Source organism: Gemmatimonas sp. (assembly GCF_041689975.1).
GTDB lineage: Bacteria > Gemmatimonadota > Gemmatimonadetes > Gemmatimonadales > Gemmatimonadaceae > Gemmatimonas.
The window spans coordinates 1-16,013 of sequence record NZ_JBDNFF010000162.1; the positions used below are offsets into that span (position 1 = coordinate 1).

The window sequence follows — 16,013 nt, forward strand, 5'->3', positions numbered from 1 at the left end:
GAGCCGAAATAGACTCGGTCCCGTCCGATGGCCGCGAACGGGTTGTTCGAGAACGCCACCCGCATGTCACCCTTCGCGTACAGGCCCGAATACATGCCGTCAAAGGCAGGTGATGATGCGACAACGAGACCGGCTCGGTCCCGCAACGTAAGGTGGGCTCGCATTGGCCACTTTCGGTACTTGGTACCCGTGGGAAGGGACTCCTGCGAGGTGGTCACGAGTTGCAGCACCACGACCATCGAATCTCCCCAAGCCCAAGCGTCCGCCGGCCACTCGTCGAGGGACGCACCTTCACTGACGCTGACGCTCCTGATGTACCCGGTCTTTGCAGCCCAGTAGGAGAGCCGGCGATGCGTCCCATCAAACGCGGCAACTGTGTCTCCGCCAACCGCAGAGAGCGCCCCGAGACTACGGAATTCACGGGGGCCATCGCCCGTTCTCCCCAACGAGCGCTGAAATTTCCCAGTCGAATCGTACACCAACAATCGCTTCGCTCCGATGTCCGAGATGATGATCTCGCCGCTGGCAAGCCATCGTACCTCGCCGACGGGCGAGAACGCCGTGGAGTCGCCGGTCTCCGAGCCGGTGAGCACCAGATGCGGCGTTGCGGCTAGGGTCCACTCGTCGAGCGTCTCCGGATCGGCCGAAATGCGTGCGATCTGCACGCCAGCGGAATCGGTCACGGTCATCGATACTGGAACAGTGCGCTGGTCGTCGCAGCTAGGGAGCAGGCACGCGAGCGCGAGTGACCACATCCATTGCCCTGACGTCTTTCGCGATCTAGTGACGATCATGCAAAGCACCCGGCTGTGTCCAAGGATTCGGAAGTTGCCTAACGCGAATCAGGTCGCCAATCTAACGCCGGAAAAGTAATCTATTTCCGGGACGCCTCCCATTTCCCCACTCGGCTCTCCACTGCGCAAGTCGTCTGAAGCGCGCAATCCCAGCGCTTCGTCCCCACCAGAAGTAGGCACCGTGGCGCTAGCTCGACCGATCTAACGCGCCGCGCGGAGACACCGCCACGACGCATAACAACGGGGCGCACGAGGTTCGCCCTACCCCTTCCTCCCTACTCAGTAACCAGTACCCAGTACCCCGCCCCATACCCATCACCGCAACGGCAAAAAATCACGACGGAACGCGAAGTCTCCCATCGCCTGCGCCACACTGGCGAACTCGCGCGTCGTACCGGCAGTGCACCACGTGACACGATCAACGGCCGGGAGCAACAACGGGAGTTCGTGCCCTGTCAGCACCACCGCGCCACCGGCCCGCGCGAAGGCGCGCAACGCCGAAAGGATTCGCTCGGCGTCGAGCGGCGCGATGCCGCGCAGCGGTTCGTCGAGAATGAGCACGCGCGGCGCGCGGATCAGGCCGCACGCCACTTCGGCACGACGACGCTCACCACCGGAGAGCTGACGCGGCTTCGATGCCAGCACCGCGGTGATCCCCATCAGCTCGCACACGTCACGCACAGCGGCAGTGCGATGGAAACGGTCACCGATCCACGACAGCTGCATCCCAACCGACACGCGTGGATGCAAAAGGTCTCGGTCGGGGAAGAAGAACACGCCGCGATCGGCGAGCCACGGCAGCGACACCGCGAGCCTGCCCGCGCCATCCACGCGCACCACACCGGAATCAGGCGCGAGACTGCCAGCCATGATACGAAGCAATGTGGACTTCCCTGCGCCGTTGCGCCCGAGCAGTCCGATCACGAGGCCGGGGATCGCACGTACCGAGCCGGATTTCAGCACCAGACGCTCACCGTAGCGCTTCACCACACAGTCGGCTTCGAGAATGGGTGGGCCTAATGCGGGCGCGTCAGACACGCGGTGGTACCAACGCCAACGCGAGCACGATCTCGCCCAACAGCGCGGGCGCAGCGGCAACGGCAGCGAGCCGTGTGCGTGAAACACCGAGGTTCGGAAAGAGATCGGGTGCGCCGTTCCGACGCTGGTCGATCGTCACGAGCAGCACCGTGAATCCAACGAGGCCGATGCCGATCATGAGCCCGGCCAGATCCGCCGCCGAATTCGCAGCGAACCCCAAGGGAATCGTGGCCGCGATCCGCACGGCGATGTACACCACTATAGCCTGTCGAAGCTGAAGGAAAACGAACGGATCGGGACGCATGCAGCGTGATACCTATCACCAGCGATACCGTTCCCCAGGCATCGCGCACCCCGGTCAACCCAACTTCACTTCGATCGCCTTCCACTTGCCCTGCTGGAAGCGCCACACGCTCAAGGCGCAGCGCAGTGCGTGGCCGAGCACGATCGCCAACCAGATGTCACGGGGCACGAGTGGGCGCGTCGCCTGCAGCGCGGCAAGCATGCCGATCGGCAACGCGAACTGCGAGACGAGCGTGATGAACAGTGGGCTACGTGTGTCGCCGGTACCCTGTAGTCCGCCGGTAAATGTGAGGGCCACGGTGATGAACAGGCCCGAGACGCTGAGATAGGCCAGCAGCTCGGTGCCGATCCGCACGGTGTCCGGCTGAGTGAGGCCGAACAATCCAAGCAGCGCACCCGGAATGGTGAGAAACAGCGTGCCCACCACGACGGCAATCACGAGTCCCATGCGCGCGGCCTGCCACACCGCTTGTGTGCTGCGCTCCGGTTGGTTGGCACCGAGGTTTTGCCCGGCGATCGCGGCGGCGGCACCCATAAGACCCACCGATGTCCACGTCACCAACGAGAACAGCTGCGAGTACCCCACCGCGTACGCCGCCTGTGCCTCGGCACTCATGCTGGTCGCGCCGATGAAACGCAGCAGCATCACACCGGCGACGTTCATCGCGATGCCCTGCAACCCCGTGGGCAATCCGAACCGGAACAGCGCGCGAATGATGCCCCAATCGGGCTTCCAACTCACGCCGCGAAAGTCGATCACCCACGCGCCGCTGAACAGCTTCCAGATCGCATAGGCCCCCACGATGCCACTCGACAACACGGTACCCATGGCGGCACCGCGCGTACCGAAGGCCGGCACGGGACCGAAGCCGCCGATGAACAGCACGTTGAACGCGATGTTGCCCACAGTAACGGCGAGTCCAAGCTTGAGTGGCGTCCGTGAGTCACCGGCCGAGCGCAGCGCGCCGCCCAGCATGAAGAACAGCATCATGCCGAAGCCGAACACGAACATGATGCGCAGGAACGGGAGTGACTCCTTGAGCACGGCCGGTGTGGCATTCACGAGACCGAGCAACCACGGTGCGGCGAAGTAGCCGATGGGGGCGAGCACGCCGACCGACAGTACGACCGCGAGCAGAAACGCCTGCGACGCCGCACGCTGCACACCAGCCTCGTCGCCAGCACCGGCGAAGCGCGCGATCAGCACGCCCATTCCGCTGAACAACGACGCCAGAAACACCATGACGACGAGGAAGATCTGCAAACCGACGCCGATACCGGCGTTTCCGGCAAAGCCGACGAGATGACCGACCATGGCGTGGTCGATCATTCCTTGCAGCCCACCGATCATGTTCTGCAATACGGCCGGCCACGCCATACGCCACATGGCCGGACCGATCGGTCCATCGATGATGGACCGATCGAGTTTCTTCACGGACGCGGTAGGACTAGCCAACGAGCGCCGGCTCACTCCGGCGCACCAGCGTGAGAATGGAGTAGACCGCCACCGCCTCGTTGTCCTGATTCATCACCTCCACATCCCATTCCACGACGCCCTGCGGAATCGTTCCCTCGGGGGTGTCCTTCGCGGTTTTCTGTTTCACCGTGAGGCGCACGTGAATGGTGTCACCCGGATACACCGGCTTGGTAAAGCGCAACTTCTCCATGCCGTAGTTCGCCAGCACCGGTCCCAGCGACGGCTCCACGAACAGTCCGGCCGCCGCCGATACAATAAAGTATCCGTGCGCCACGCGCCCTTCGAACACGCCATTGCTGCGCGCGTCGTCGTCGTTCATGTGCGCATAGAACGTGTCGCCACTGAGATCGGCGAAGGCTTCGATGTCGCCCAGCGTAATCGTACGCGACTTGGTGATCAGCGTATCCCCGATCTCGAGCTCGTCGAACGATTTCCGGAACGGATGCACGGTGTCCGTGTGCTCGTCGGCACCCTTGGTCCATTCGCGTGTGATCGCGGTGATCATGCTGGGGCTGCCCTGCAACGCGACACGCTGCATGTAATGCGTGACGCCCCGCGCGCCGCCCATTTCTTCACCACCGCCGGCGCGTCCCGGGCCGCCGTGCACGAGCTGCGGCAACGGCGATCCGTGTCCCGTGCTTTCCTTCGCGCTGGTGCGATCGAGCACGAGCATGCGACCGTGAAAGGCGGCCGCACCCAGAATGACGGCGCGCGCCACCTTGGGGTCGGCCGTGACCAGCGAGCCCACGAGCGAGCCCTTACCCATGCGCGCCAGCTGTATCGCTTCTTCAATCGAGTGATACGGCATGACCGTGTTCACCGGACCGAACGCTTCGATGTCGTGCGCCTCGAGACGCGTGAGCGGATTGTCGCACACCATCAGCATCGGGGCGAAGAACGCGCCCTTGTCGCGATCGGCGCCCACCACATCGAAATCGCCACCGCCGAACACCAGTTCGGCGCCATGACGGATCATCTCAGCGGCTGACCGCACTGCGTTCACCTGCGCGCGACTTGCCAACGGTCCCATGCGAACGCCTTCCACCGTGGGTGCACCGATGGTCGTGGAGGCAAGACGCTTCGAGAGGGCCTTGATCACGTCGTCTTCGAGTCCGGCGGGTACGATCGAGCGACGGATCGCGGTGCACTTCTGCCCCGCCTTCGTGGTCATCTCGCGCGTGACTTCCTTGATGAACAGGTCGAACTCTTCGGTGCCCGGTACCGCATCGGGGCCGAGTATGGAGCAGTTGAGCGAGTCGGCTTCCATGTTGAAACGCACGGAATTCTTGAGCACCGCTGCACCGCTCTTGAGCTTCTGCCCGGTGGCCGCCGATCCTGTGAAAGCCACGACATCCTGCTCTTCGAGATGATCGAGCATATCACCGGCACTGCCGCACACCAACTGAATGGCGCCTGCAGGCAGAATGCCCGTGTCCACGATCGTGCGGAACACGGCTTCGGCCAGATGACTCCCCGCCGTGGCCGGCTTCACGATGCACGGCACACCGGCCAGCAGCGCAGGGGCCAACTTTTCGAGCATGCCCCACACGGGGAAGTTGAAAGCGTTGATGTGCACGGCCACGCCTTCAATGGGCACCAGGATGTGCCGGCCCACAAACGTGCCGTTTTTCGACAACGGTTCGGTGGGACCTTCCACATGGAAACACTCGTTGGGAAACTCGCGACGTCCACGACTCGAATAGGCGAAGAAGGTGCCGATACCGCCGTCGATGTCGACCCAAGAGTCGGTCTTCGTGGCGCCGGTGAGATACGACAGCGCGTAGAAGTCATCCTTGCGCTCCATCAGCACCTTGGCGATTGCCTTCAGCATCGCCGCGCGCTGGTGGAACGTGAGGGCACGCATTTTTGGGCCACCCACCGAGCGAGCGTAGTGCATCATCGCCTTGAAATCGAGTCCCTCGCTGGACGACTCGCCGATCTTATCGCCGGTCACGGCATCGAAGAGATCGGCCTTGCGGCCGGTGCCTTCGACCCACTGGCCCATCGCATAGTTCTTGAGCATGTACATCACGTCGTTCCTCCCTCGCGGGTGTTCTTCCAGTTCTTCAACACGCTCGATTGCGTGGGGCGATCAACGGGGACTTCACGCAGCGGCTCCACCGCGCGCCAACTCGCGCGCATCGCCGCCGGTAACTGCTGATACAACTGCGTGCCCGACGACTTCCACTCCAGCATGTCGTCGGTCACGTCCTTCACGATTTTGGCGGGATTCCCGACCACCAGTTTACGCGGCGGAATCTCCATGCCCGTCGGTACGAAGCAGAGCGCGCCGACCACACACCCCGCGCCCACCACGGCGTTGTCCATGATCACGGCATTCATGCCGATGAGCGCATTGGCCCCGATGTGCGCCCCGTGCACAATCGCGCCATGTCCGATGTGCGCGCTCGCCTCGAGGCGGACCACCACGCCCGGAAACATGTGAATCGTGCAGTTCTCCTGCACGTTGCAGCCATCCTCGATCACGATGCCGCCCCAGTCGCCACGAATGGCGGCTCCGGGTCCGACGTACACGTCGCGACCGATGATCACGTTGCCGGTCACCGACGCCTGTGGATGTACGAACGCCGACTCATGCACGACCGGGATGAACTCATCAAACGCGTAGATCACGGCGGTCAGACCCGTTCGATGATCATGGCGAAGCCCTGTCCCACGCCGATGCACATGGTACACAGCGCGTAGCGACCATTGCGGCGATGCAGTTCACGCACGGCCGTGAGCGCTAAACGGGCACCGCTCATGCCCAACGGGTGGCCGAGTGCGATGGCGCCGCCGTTCGGGTTCACGCGCCCGTCATCGTCGGCAATGCCCAGCTCACGGAGACACGCCAAGCCCTGCGCGGCGAACGCTTCGTTCAGTTCGATGACGTCCATCTGATCCAACGTGAGTCCGGCCCGCGACAGCGCCAAACGCGTAGACGGCACCGGGCCCATGCCCATGATGCGCGGCTCGACGCCAGCCGCGGCACTTGTCACGATCCGCGCCATCGGCGTCAGGCCATACTGCGACGCTGCAGCGCCCGAGGCAATCAGCAGCGCGGCGGCGCCGTCGTTCAGCCCACTCGCGTTCCCCGCCGTTACCGAGCCCTGCCCGTCATGCCGGAACGCCGGTTTGAGCTTGGCGAGCGTTTGCATCGACGTGTCAGGGCGCAGGAATTCATCCTGCGACACCATTACCGCGTCGCCCTTCCGTTGCGGAATCGACACCGGTACAATCTCTGCGGCCAGCCGACCCTCACGCTGCGCCGCGGCCGCCTTCTGCTGCGATCGCACCGCAAAGGCATCCTGATCGTCGCGCGACACCCCGTACTGCGCGGCGACATTCTCCGCCGTTTCGCCCATCGAGTCGGTGCCATGCAGCTGCTTCATTCTCGGATTCACGAAACGCCAGCCAAGGCTGGTATCGAAGAGCTGCACGTCCCGCGCAAATGGCGTGGCGCCTTTCGACATCACGTACGGCGCGCGCGTCATGCTCTCCACGCCACCGGCGATATACAGTTCCCCTTCGCCGGCCTTGATGGCGCGGGCCGCGCTGGCCACCGCGTTCAGCCCCGACGCACACAAGCGGTTCACCGTCTCGCCGGGAACCGTGACCGGCAAGCCGGCCAGCAGCGCGGCCATGCGAGCCACGTTGCGGTTGTCTTCGCCAGCCTGGTTGGCACATCCGAGAATCACGTCGGCAATCTGCGCGGGATCGAAGCTGGCCGACGAAGCACTCACGCGCGCGAGCAGTGACGAAATCGCGTGCGCCGCGAGATCGTCGGCGCGCACCTGACTCAGCGCGCTGCCGATGTTGCCGATCGGCGTACGAATGCCTTCAATAATGTATGCGTCGTTCATGATGTCCGGGTCACAGCAGATGAGGAGTCGCAGTGCGGTACACCGTGCCGCGAAAATGTCCGACGAGCACGTCGGCCTGATTCCGAACGCTGACGTCGCAGAACGCCAGGCGCTTGGTGGTGCTCTGTTCGAACGCGGTGGCGACGAGCACATCGCCTGGCTGCACCGCTACGGGAAAGCTGATCGAGCAGTCGACGGCGACGCTGAGCACGCCGCAGGCATTCGTGGCGAACGCCAGCGCGCTGTCGGCCAGCGAGAACGTAATACCGCCATGCGCTGTTCCGAACCCGTTCACCATCTCGTCGCGGATGGTCATGCGCAGCACCGACTTGCCGACAGCGGCCTCGAGCACCTCGATACCGAGCCACTGCGAGTACGCATCACGGGCCAGGAGCGTGCGCACCACGTCGACGGCCGACGGCGTGGTCACGTGTAGCGCCGCGCGTCGAGCAGTGACGCCCCGGCCTGAACGGCGCGACGCAGGCGGATACTGGGGCGATAGCGATCGTCACCGGTTTCCAACTGGAGAACCTGCAACAAGGCGAGCACGTTCGGCGCACCCATCTCGTCGCCCCACTGCAGCAGACCGCGCGGATAGTTCACACCCGTCGTCATCGCGCGTTCGATATCTTGGATCGACGCAAGTTGCAGATGCACGGCATCCACCGCTTCATTCACGAGCATCGCCAGCACGCGATTCACGATGCGCTGACCAAGCGCCGGATCTTCATGCGGTGCCGGCGCGTCCGCACCGTCGCGGTAGTCGTAGAAGCCGCGCTGCGTTTTCCGGCCAAGCCAGCCGGCTTCCACCAGCCGCTGCTGGGCGTGCGACGGACGATACCGCGGATCGAGAAACATCCCTTCGAATACCGATCGCGTGACGGCGAAATTCACATCAAGCCCGATGAAGTCCATAAGCTCGAATGGCCCCATACGGAAGCCACCGATCGTGCGCAGCGCCCAATCGATCGTGGCACAGTCGGCGATCCCTTCCTCGCGAATGCGCAACGACTCACCGTAAAACGAGCGCGCCACGCGATTCACGAGAAACCCCGGCGTGTCAGCGGCGAGCACCGTGGTCTTGCCCCAGGCACTCACGAGCGCACGCGCCGCGGCGATCACGTCGTCCGATGTGGTGATCGCCGGAATGATCTCCACCAGCGGCATCACCGGCGCCGGATTGAAGAAGTGCACGCCCACGACGCGTTCGCTGTCGGTACACGAACCCGCCAACGCGGCAATGGAGAGCGATGACGTGTTCGACGCCAGGATCGCCGTTGGCGCCACCACTGCTTCGAGCGCGCGCAGCAACTGTTGCTTGGCGGCCAGCTGTTCTATGATCGCTTCGATCACGAAGCCGCAGGGCGCAAACGCCTCCAGCTGTTCGGGGCTCACGCCATCCACATACGTTATGCGCGCCAGCACCGCGTCGGCCTGCTCCCGCGTGAAACGCCCCTTCTCCACGTCGCGCGCCAGCGCTTTCGCGTGGCCCGAGCGCGCGCGTGCAATCGACGCCGACTGCGCGTCGGCCAGTACCACGGCATGTCCGTGTACCGCCGCGACCTGCGCGATGCCCGCGCCCATTGCGCCGGCACCGACCACGCCGACCAGAGTCGTCATCAGCGCGTTCATGTCGGTATTCATGCGCCGCGATACACAGGCGCCCGCTTTTCGAGAAAGGCGCGCACCCCTTCTTCGTAGTCGGCCGTCTGCCCTGCTTCATGCATCGCCTGCGCCTCGACCTCGAGTTGCGCCTCGAGCGAATTCGCGAAGCTCGCATTCATCGCGCGCTTGGTGAGGCCGAAGCCGCGCGTGGCCTGCGCCGCCAGTGACACGGCCATCGCCTGCACTGTGGCCATCAGTTCAGCCTTTGGCGCTACGTCCCAGATGAGTCCCCACTCCTTCGCCTTCACCGCCGGAATCTTTTCGGCGAGGAAGAACATGCCCGTAGCACGCTGCGTCCCCACAAGACGCGGCACGAAGAACGTGCCGCTGGTGTCGGGAATCAACCCGAGCTTCGCGAAGCTTTCCACGAAGCTGATGTCGTCGGCGGCGATGGTGAGATCGCACGCGAACGCCAGATTCGCGCCGGCACCGGCGGCGATCCCGTTTACCGCGCACAACACCGGCTTCTCGATGGTGCGAATTGCGCGGATGATCGGGTTGTAGCAGCTCTTCACGATCTCGCCGATATCCGGCATCGGACCGTCGCCCTGCGGCAGCGCCTCGGCCAGATCCTGGCCCGCGCAGAAGCCGCGACCGGCACCGGTCAGCACGATCGCGCGAACGGCGCTGTCGCTCGCCGCATCCCGCAGCGCGGCCTGCAGGGCGGCCGCCATCTCGCGATTGAAGCTGTTGAGGACGTCGGGGCGATTCAGCGTGAGGGTGAGGACACCTTCACGCTGGTTGGTCAGGAGGGAGAGAGCGGGTGAGGACATTCTGTAAAAATACTCTGCGTTCGTTGTGCTTTGGACTGTGGGCTGTGGGCGGCTGTGGGCTCTCAGGTCTCGGGGCTGTGGGCTAACGGCGGTCAGCCATGGGCCGTGGGTCGTGGGCCGTGGGTGAATACAGAGCGGGGCCGAACCCATGGCCCATGGCTCATCGCGCATGGCAGGCAGCTTACAGCCCACAGCCTTCAGACCTGGGAGCCGAGAGCCCACGGCCAACCCAAGCGCCCACAACCTCGTCCTCACCTTCGAACGCCCCTGCCCTCGCCAAGTCCCTCGATACGCCGTACCATCCCTGAAGCGACACATTCGGGACCATCATCGCCCTGGAGTTTACGCATGGACATCACCGCATTGAGCTGGCTACAGCGCATCGGCTGGAGCGCATTTACCTGGGCCCTCGCCAGCGTGCTGTTGGTGAACGCGGTGGCGTTCTGCGCCTTTCTCTGGAAACGAGAGAAATCGTTGGTGAACGCATGGACCGGCCCGGTGGTGGCCATGAACATCGTGCTCGTCGCGATCGGCCTCGGCGTACCGATGGTCACCTCTGCCGCGCGACTGGCCATTCTTGGGATTCGCAGCGTCGTCCCCGATCTGGCGGTTTCCGTGCAATAATGGGTGATCCGCTCCCGATCGAGGTGCGTGTTCGGCAGATTACTCTGTCATGCCTGCCAAGACTGCTGTCCGGCCAGTTACCCGCGCCTCGTCTGCTTCGCTGACGACCCCCCGGCCCGGGTTCGACTGGCGCCGCATTGCCTACCACACGCTCGTGTCGCGCTCGCTCGACGATGTCGAGGAGACGACCAACCGCCTGCGCAATTCGGTGCCGCGTGAGCACGTGGTGTTGTACCAATTCTCGGCGCGCGGTCACGACATGGCGCAAGTCATTCTGGGATCACTCATCGACGGCGCGCACGATGGCGCTGGTGCGTATTACCGGTCGCGACCGTTCCTGCTCTCGGTCGGCCTCTCGATTCCCGACGCGTTCGGCAGTCCCCTTGGCCGCGCCGGTGGATTCAGCGACGGCCGTGATATCGGCGTCGTGTGCAACTTGCCGAACCGCACGGGGTGCACCGTACTCCCGATGTCGGGCGACGTCGGCTCACAGTACACGCCCGCTGCGGGCTGGGCGCAGTCGATCACGTATCATCGCGACAGTCTCGGTGACGCGAGCTACGCCGATTGCATCAGCGTTGCGTTGGGCGGTGACGCCTCGGTAGCCACGAGCGGATTCTGGGCCTCGCTCACGATGGCCACGACGCTCAAGCTGCCGATGTTGTTCTACATCGAAGACAATGATCTCGGCATCAGCGTCCGTGGCGACATGCAGACGCCCGGTGGCGACATCGCGCGCAATCTCGCGTCGTTCACGAATCTGTTCATTCGCAACGGCAGCGGCACCGATCCACACGAAGCGGCTGGCCTACTACAGGAAGCGGTAGCGCACGTGCGCAGCGGCGAAGGTCCCGCGCTGGTGCGTCTCACCGTACCACGCCTCTGCGGTCACTCGGGGCCCGACAATCAGAAGGGCTATCGCACCGACGCGGAAATTGCCTTTGATCTCGCCCGCGATCCGCTGCCGAAGCTGCACGACTATCTCGTGCCCGCGTTGATGTCGGCCGACGAATGGACGGCGCTCGAAGCGGAGGTTGCGCGTGACATTGCCGTCGGCCTGGATGAAGCGCGAGCGCGGGCGATCCCCAATCCAGCCACGATCGCGCAGCATGTGATGGCCGACGAGTCTCCTGATGTCGCCGAGGCGATGGGTGGCTTATCGCGTGCGGAGCGCGCGGCGTTGCCCAGCACGGAGACGCCGGACGACAGCGGCGAGCTGCTGCGCTACGCGGAGGCGATCCGCCGAACGTTGCGCCACGAGCTCGCCGTCAATCCGAAGGTTGTGGTGTTCGGCGAAGACGTGGGTCGTAAGGGGGGCGTGCACCTCGTGACCGAAGGCCTGCAAAAGCAGTTCGGTAGCACGCGCGTGTTCGATACGAGCCTCTCTGAAGAAGGCATCATCGGCCGCGCGGTCGCTATGGCGATCAGTGGACTGATGCCGGTGGCCGAGATCCAGTTCCGCAAGTACGCCGATCCGGCAACCGAGCAGCTGAACAACACCGGCACGATGCGCTGGCGCACAGCCAACCGTTTTGCCGCGCCGATCGTTGTGCGCATGCCGGGCGGATTCGGCAAGGATGTCGGTGATCCGTGGCACAGCCTCTGCGACGAGGTGCGCTTTGCGCACGCGTACGGCTGGCAGGTGGCGATGCCGTCGAATGCGGCTGATGCCGTGGGACTGTTGCGCGCCGCCATGCGCAGCCCGAACCCGACGATCTTCTTCGAGCATCGCTCGCTGCTCATGACTGGCGACGGTAGCGCGCGCTATCCGGGTGACGACTACGTGCTCCCGTTCGGCAAGGCGCGCGTGGTTCGGGAGGGATCGGACATCACCGTGGTATCCTGGAGCGCGATGGTGCACCGTTGCGACCAGGCGGCGGCAGAGTTCGGTGATCGCGTGGAATTGATCGACCTCCGTACCATCGCGCCGTGGGACCGGAGCGCGGTGCTGGCTTCGGTGCAGAAGACCGGTCGCTGTCTGATTGTGCACGAAGACAACATGACCGCCGGGTTCGGCGCCGAGATCGCCGGCGTGCTGGCTCAGGAAGCGTTCTGGCACCTCGACGCGCCTATCCGTCGCCTGGCGCCGATGGATATTCCGGTACCCTACCACACGGTGCTGCTGGAGGCCGTAATTCCCGGCGTCGAGTCGATCCGCGCGGAGATCGAGGCGCTGCTGGCGGTGTAGCCCGCAATACTCGTCACTGAGGCCTCGTCAATGAAGAGCCTGTAGCGAGAGTCGGTTCGCGCATCGTGTGCGAGCATGATTGACTGCTTCATCTCCGCGGTCCGGTTCATGGAGGGTTCGGCTCCGCACCGGTGGTGGCACTATACTCCCGAGCGGAAGACATACCGCCTGAGGATGCGCTGCTGCGCGACCTGATCGTCCACCCCCGCACGCGACGCGAGCCCCCAATGGACCGACGCACCTTCCTCGAGGTCACTTCCGCCCCACTCGGCGCGTCCGCCCTCGCCACGCTCCTCCCCTCCACGATGAGCGCCGCCCCCGCCCTGATCCAGTCGAAGCGCAGTGCGATCGTCGTGGTCGGCAGCGGCGTGTTCGGCGTCTGGACCGCGCTGCACCTGCGAGAGCAGGGCCACGACGTTACGCTCCTGGATGCCTACGGCGCCGGGAGTTCGCGTGCTACCTCGGGCGACGAGACGCGCCAGATCCGCGCCGGCTACGGCGATCGCGAACTCTATGCCCGCATGGCCCAGCGCGCCTTCGCTGCGTGGCGCGAGCGCGAGCAGGAGTTCGGCATCCCGCTGATGATCGAGACCGGACGCCTCGAACTCGCCAGCGACTGGACGCCGTCACTGCGCGCGACGCAGGCGATGCTCACCCGCCTCGGCGTCCCCGTGGAGGCACTCACGAGCGACGACCTCCGTCGGCGGTATCCGCAGATGGACACCACGGGAATGGGTGTCGGACTGCTCGAGCCGACGGCGGCAGTGCTGCGCGCCAAGACGTCGATCATCGCGGCCGCGAGCGCGTTCACCCGCAAGGGTGGCACGCTCTTGGTGAAGCGGGCCCGGCCCGGTAGCACCGATGGACGACGATTGATTGACGTGGAGACGGCGACCGGCGAGCGCTTCGCAGCACAGACATTCGTCTTCGCCTGCGGGCCTTGGCTCCCCAAGCTCTTCCCGCAGCTCCTCGCCGAGCGCATCAAGGTGCCTGGGCGCGAGGTCTTCTACTTCGGCACACCCTCCGGCGACACGCGCTTCTCGTATCCGAACATGCCCAACTTCTCCGAGGACGGGTACTACGGCTTCCCCAGCGTCGATGGGCGCGGCGTGAAGGTCTGTCCGACCACCGGCCCGGTCACCTTCGATCCTGATACCGACGAGCGCATCGTGACGCCTCACGAGGTCCGCCGGGCGCGCGCTTTTCTCGCGAAGCGCTTTCCCGCGCTCAAGGACCAGCCGATCACCGAGACGCGCGTCTGCCAGTTGGAGAACACGGTCGACGAACACTTCATCATCGACCATCACCCCGACTTCGACAACGTGCTGATCGCCGGCGGCGGGTCAGGGCACGCGTTCAAGCACGGACCGGTGCTCGGGGAGTATGTGGCGAAGCGCGCGGTGGGCGAGGCGACGGATGGGGCGTTCGACCGGATGGTGCGGTTGGTACCGTAAGCTCGTGGCGCTCGTGGCGCACTCGTGCTGACGGGAGCACGCCGGCCGCTATCGTCGCCTGATCCCGCCGTCGAAGAGCGCGCGACAGAAGGGAGTTCAATGCGCACTTCGAGCGAGAATACGAACGGCGCGCCCGGCTGCACCTGACGCATAGCGATCTCCAGCCGCTTCGAGTTCGCGTCCCAGTGCTACGTTCCGTCCACCCTGGCGGTACTTTCGTATTCCCTTGCCAAAAACTGTTGCCTTTCCCCTATGAAAATACTGTACCGATTGACCGATCCCTCTCTGAAGACCGTGCGTTCCTGTCTGCGATTTTCACGTTGAACTGGTCACCAACGGGCTGATGTCGCCACTTCTTTCAGGTAGCATTTTCGCGAGCGGCAGGAGACGGGATGCTCCTATAGAAACTCGTGAAACTTGGCCGTCGCAGGACGTGAGATTTGCGAAAGTACCGCTAGGGATCCCGCCGTGGTACAGCCTCTGGTCGAAGAACACGCCAAGGTCCTCTCACGGTGGTGCGCTTCGCCGACTCGCCGGGGATCATGCGGAGTCGGGCGATCGAGCCGGTGTGCCACGAGCACGTGACCGTCGTAGCGTGGTGCAGCATGACCGTCCCGCACTTCACCACCATGGCCCATTTCGTCAGCACGCTCCGCAGCGTGCTCCGCGACAACATCGCGCAGCTGTTCGCGCGGTGCGCACGGTCTGTGACGGCCAGAGACTGATCGGGCGCGAGATGTGTGCGATGGATGGCGTGACATTGCCGAGCAACGCCTCCACGCATCGGAGCGGGACACGCGCCGAGTTCACGCCGCGCACCGAGACATGGGAAGCGGCTGCGCCGACGATGCTCACCGGCACCGCGCGACGGACGGTTTGCCGCACGCGAGCTCCAGACGAACTCGCCGGATCCGTTGCGCGACGCGTCGCGCGAGGCGAAGCCGTCGCCCCCGGTATGTGCGCCGAGTGACTTCACGTACGACGCCGACGCGCGCACGGGTGTGTGTCCGGCGGGGACGTCCCAGTGCCGGAACGGTGCCAGCCACGTGACGACGGCTACGTGGGCGAACATTGTCGCGCCGCGAAGCGCGATGGTGCCCCGTGTGCCATGCGCGCGCCGTGTCTACGCACACCGGGGACCACCGTCGTCCGTGCGTATTTCGGCTGAAGCCGATCACACATCGGTATTCACGGGCCACGCCGGCGGATCGCGGCGGAAATGCAATACGCCCGTAACGGAGGTCGAGTCCGGATCCACGAGGTGGAAGACGCCGTACGGGAACCGAAGTACAACGGCGCGCCGAGTTTCGCCGCGCATCTTGAGATACGCCCCAGGAAACTCCTCGAGAAACGAGAACGTCGCCGCGAGTTCGGCAAGAAAGTCGCTGCCGTGGCCGCGCACGCGCACCTCGTTCCACGCGAAGGCGTCTGCGATGTCAGCGTCCGCTACCGGTGTGGGGAGAACGGGCCGCGGCATCAGCCCCGGCGACGCTGGATCTCATCCAAAGCGACACGCCACGGGCGTCCCCGGCCGGACAGGAAACGATGCAACGCGTCAGGCCGGTCGAGCTCCGCAGCCTGAGCGGGGGTGAGCGGGACGTCGGCGAGCGCCAGGCTCTCCCACAACTCCTCGATAGGCGGAGGCGCTCCTCGACCGTCAGTCCACGCGATGCCAATGCTTGAAGTAGTCACACCCAAAATCTCAGGATGCTTGATCGTCCGCGACACAGGTCGGCCGAGGTGTGGTCGTGTAGCAAAGGCTGGGGTTGCCTGACGACCACGGAAAGACAATCAGGCCTTGGTCCCAATGAGCACCAAGGTCAACCGTGACGTA

General features: G+C 64.6%; 16 protein-coding genes. 4 read left to right on the forward strand and 12 right to left on the reverse strand.

Going from position 1 to position 16,013, the window contains the following annotated elements; translation table 11 throughout:
* The 10 genes from ACESNG_RS10570 to ACESNG_RS10615 all read right to left on the reverse strand — a co-directional run.
* Positions 1-683: 6-bladed beta-propeller (locus ACESNG_RS10570; RefSeq protein WP_373068896.1), on the reverse strand; the 683-nt coding region annotated here is incomplete at its 3' end.
* A 426-nt stretch (positions 684-1,109) separates the two neighbouring features.
* Positions 1,110-1,832 carry an ATP-binding cassette domain-containing protein gene (locus ACESNG_RS10575; protein ID WP_373060815.1) on the reverse strand — a complete coding sequence of 241 codons (723 nt, stop codon included), beginning with the start codon at positions 1,830-1,832 and terminating at the stop codon, positions 1,110-1,112.
* The gene (locus ACESNG_RS10580; protein ID WP_373068898.1) at positions 1,825-2,136 is read right to left on the reverse strand and encodes a hypothetical protein; all 312 of its coding nucleotides are present in this window, start codon (positions 2,134-2,136) and stop codon (positions 1,825-1,827) included. Before ACESNG_RS10580 ends, ACESNG_RS10575 begins: the two co-directional genes overlap by 8 nt.
* Positions 2,137-2,190: 54 nt before the next feature.
* Positions 2,191-3,591 (reverse strand): MATE family efflux transporter, encoded by a 1,401-nt coding sequence (locus ACESNG_RS10585; RefSeq protein WP_373060813.1) that lies wholly within the window; start codon positions 3,589-3,591, stop codon positions 2,191-2,193.
* The gene (gene paaZ / locus ACESNG_RS10590) at positions 3,584-5,641 is read right to left on the reverse strand and encodes a phenylacetic acid degradation bifunctional protein PaaZ (protein WP_373060817.1); all 2,058 of its coding nucleotides are present in this window, start codon (positions 5,639-5,641) and stop codon (positions 3,584-3,586) included. The genes ACESNG_RS10585 and paaZ overlap by 8 nt, the downstream gene beginning before the upstream one ends.
* Positions 5,641-6,246: a transferase hexapeptide repeat family protein gene (locus ACESNG_RS10595; protein WP_373060812.1), complete on the reverse strand. Its 606-nt coding sequence runs from the start codon at positions 6,244-6,246 to the stop codon at positions 5,641-5,643. Before ACESNG_RS10595 ends, paaZ begins: the two co-directional genes overlap by 1 nt.
* Positions 6,247-6,251: 5 nt before the next feature.
* Positions 6,252-7,475 carry a 3-oxoadipyl-CoA thiolase gene (pcaF, locus tag ACESNG_RS10600; RefSeq protein WP_373060811.1) on the reverse strand — a complete coding sequence of 408 codons (1,224 nt, stop codon included), beginning with the start codon at positions 7,473-7,475 and terminating at the stop codon, positions 6,252-6,254.
* A gap of 10 nt (positions 7,476-7,485) precedes the next feature.
* Positions 7,486-7,905, reverse strand: coding sequence for a hotdog fold thioesterase (locus tag ACESNG_RS10605; RefSeq protein WP_373060810.1), 420 nt, complete (start codon positions 7,903-7,905; stop codon positions 7,486-7,488).
* Positions 7,902-9,119 carry a 3-hydroxyacyl-CoA dehydrogenase NAD-binding domain-containing protein gene (locus ACESNG_RS10610; protein ID WP_373060809.1) on the reverse strand — a complete coding sequence of 406 codons (1,218 nt, stop codon included), beginning with the start codon at positions 9,117-9,119 and terminating at the stop codon, positions 7,902-7,904. Before ACESNG_RS10610 ends, ACESNG_RS10605 begins: the two co-directional genes overlap by 4 nt.
* Entirely contained in the window at positions 9,116-9,913 is a 798-nt protein-coding gene (locus ACESNG_RS10615; RefSeq protein ID WP_373060808.1) for an enoyl-CoA hydratase-related protein, read from the reverse strand. Before ACESNG_RS10615 ends, ACESNG_RS10610 begins: the two co-directional genes overlap by 4 nt.
* Before the next feature lie 348 nt (positions 9,914-10,261).
* Between ACESNG_RS10615 and ACESNG_RS10620 the strand changes: the two genes are divergently transcribed.
* The 4 genes from ACESNG_RS10620 (at position 10,262) to ACESNG_RS10635 (ending at position 14,179) form a co-directional block, all read left to right on the forward strand.
* Positions 10,262-10,537 (forward strand): hypothetical protein, encoded by a 276-nt coding sequence (locus tag ACESNG_RS10620; RefSeq protein ID WP_373068900.1) that lies wholly within the window; start codon positions 10,262-10,264, stop codon positions 10,535-10,537.
* Positions 10,538-10,586: 49 nt separating this feature from the next.
* Positions 10,587-12,725 (forward strand): transketolase C-terminal domain-containing protein, encoded by a 2,139-nt coding sequence (locus ACESNG_RS10625; protein WP_373060806.1) that lies wholly within the window; start codon positions 10,587-10,589, stop codon positions 12,723-12,725.
* Between the two features lie 75 nt (positions 12,726-12,800).
* Complete coding sequence (locus ACESNG_RS10630; RefSeq protein ID WP_373060805.1) at positions 12,801-12,920, forward strand: helix-hairpin-helix domain-containing protein; 120 nt, start codon at positions 12,801-12,803, stop codon at positions 12,918-12,920.
* Between the two features lie 32 nt (positions 12,921-12,952).
* The gene (locus tag ACESNG_RS10635) at positions 12,953-14,179 is read left to right on the forward strand and encodes an FAD-dependent oxidoreductase (RefSeq protein ID WP_373060804.1); all 1,227 of its coding nucleotides are present in this window, start codon (positions 12,953-12,955) and stop codon (positions 14,177-14,179) included.
* Between the two features lie 454 nt (positions 14,180-14,633).
* On the opposite strand, the gene ACESNG_RS10640 is transcribed toward ACESNG_RS10635, so the two are convergent.
* Together ACESNG_RS10640 and ACESNG_RS10645 are read right to left on the reverse strand one after the other, a co-directional pair.
* Positions 14,634-15,251: a hypothetical protein gene (locus ACESNG_RS10640; RefSeq protein ID WP_373068902.1), complete on the reverse strand. Its 618-nt coding sequence runs from the start codon at positions 15,249-15,251 to the stop codon at positions 14,634-14,636.
* A gap of 102 nt (positions 15,252-15,353) precedes the next feature.
* On the reverse strand, positions 15,354-15,656 hold the full coding sequence (locus ACESNG_RS10645) for a type II toxin-antitoxin system RelE/ParE family toxin (RefSeq protein WP_373068904.1): 303 nt from the start codon (positions 15,654-15,656) through the stop codon (positions 15,354-15,356).
* Positions 15,657-16,013: the final 357 nt, after the last annotated feature.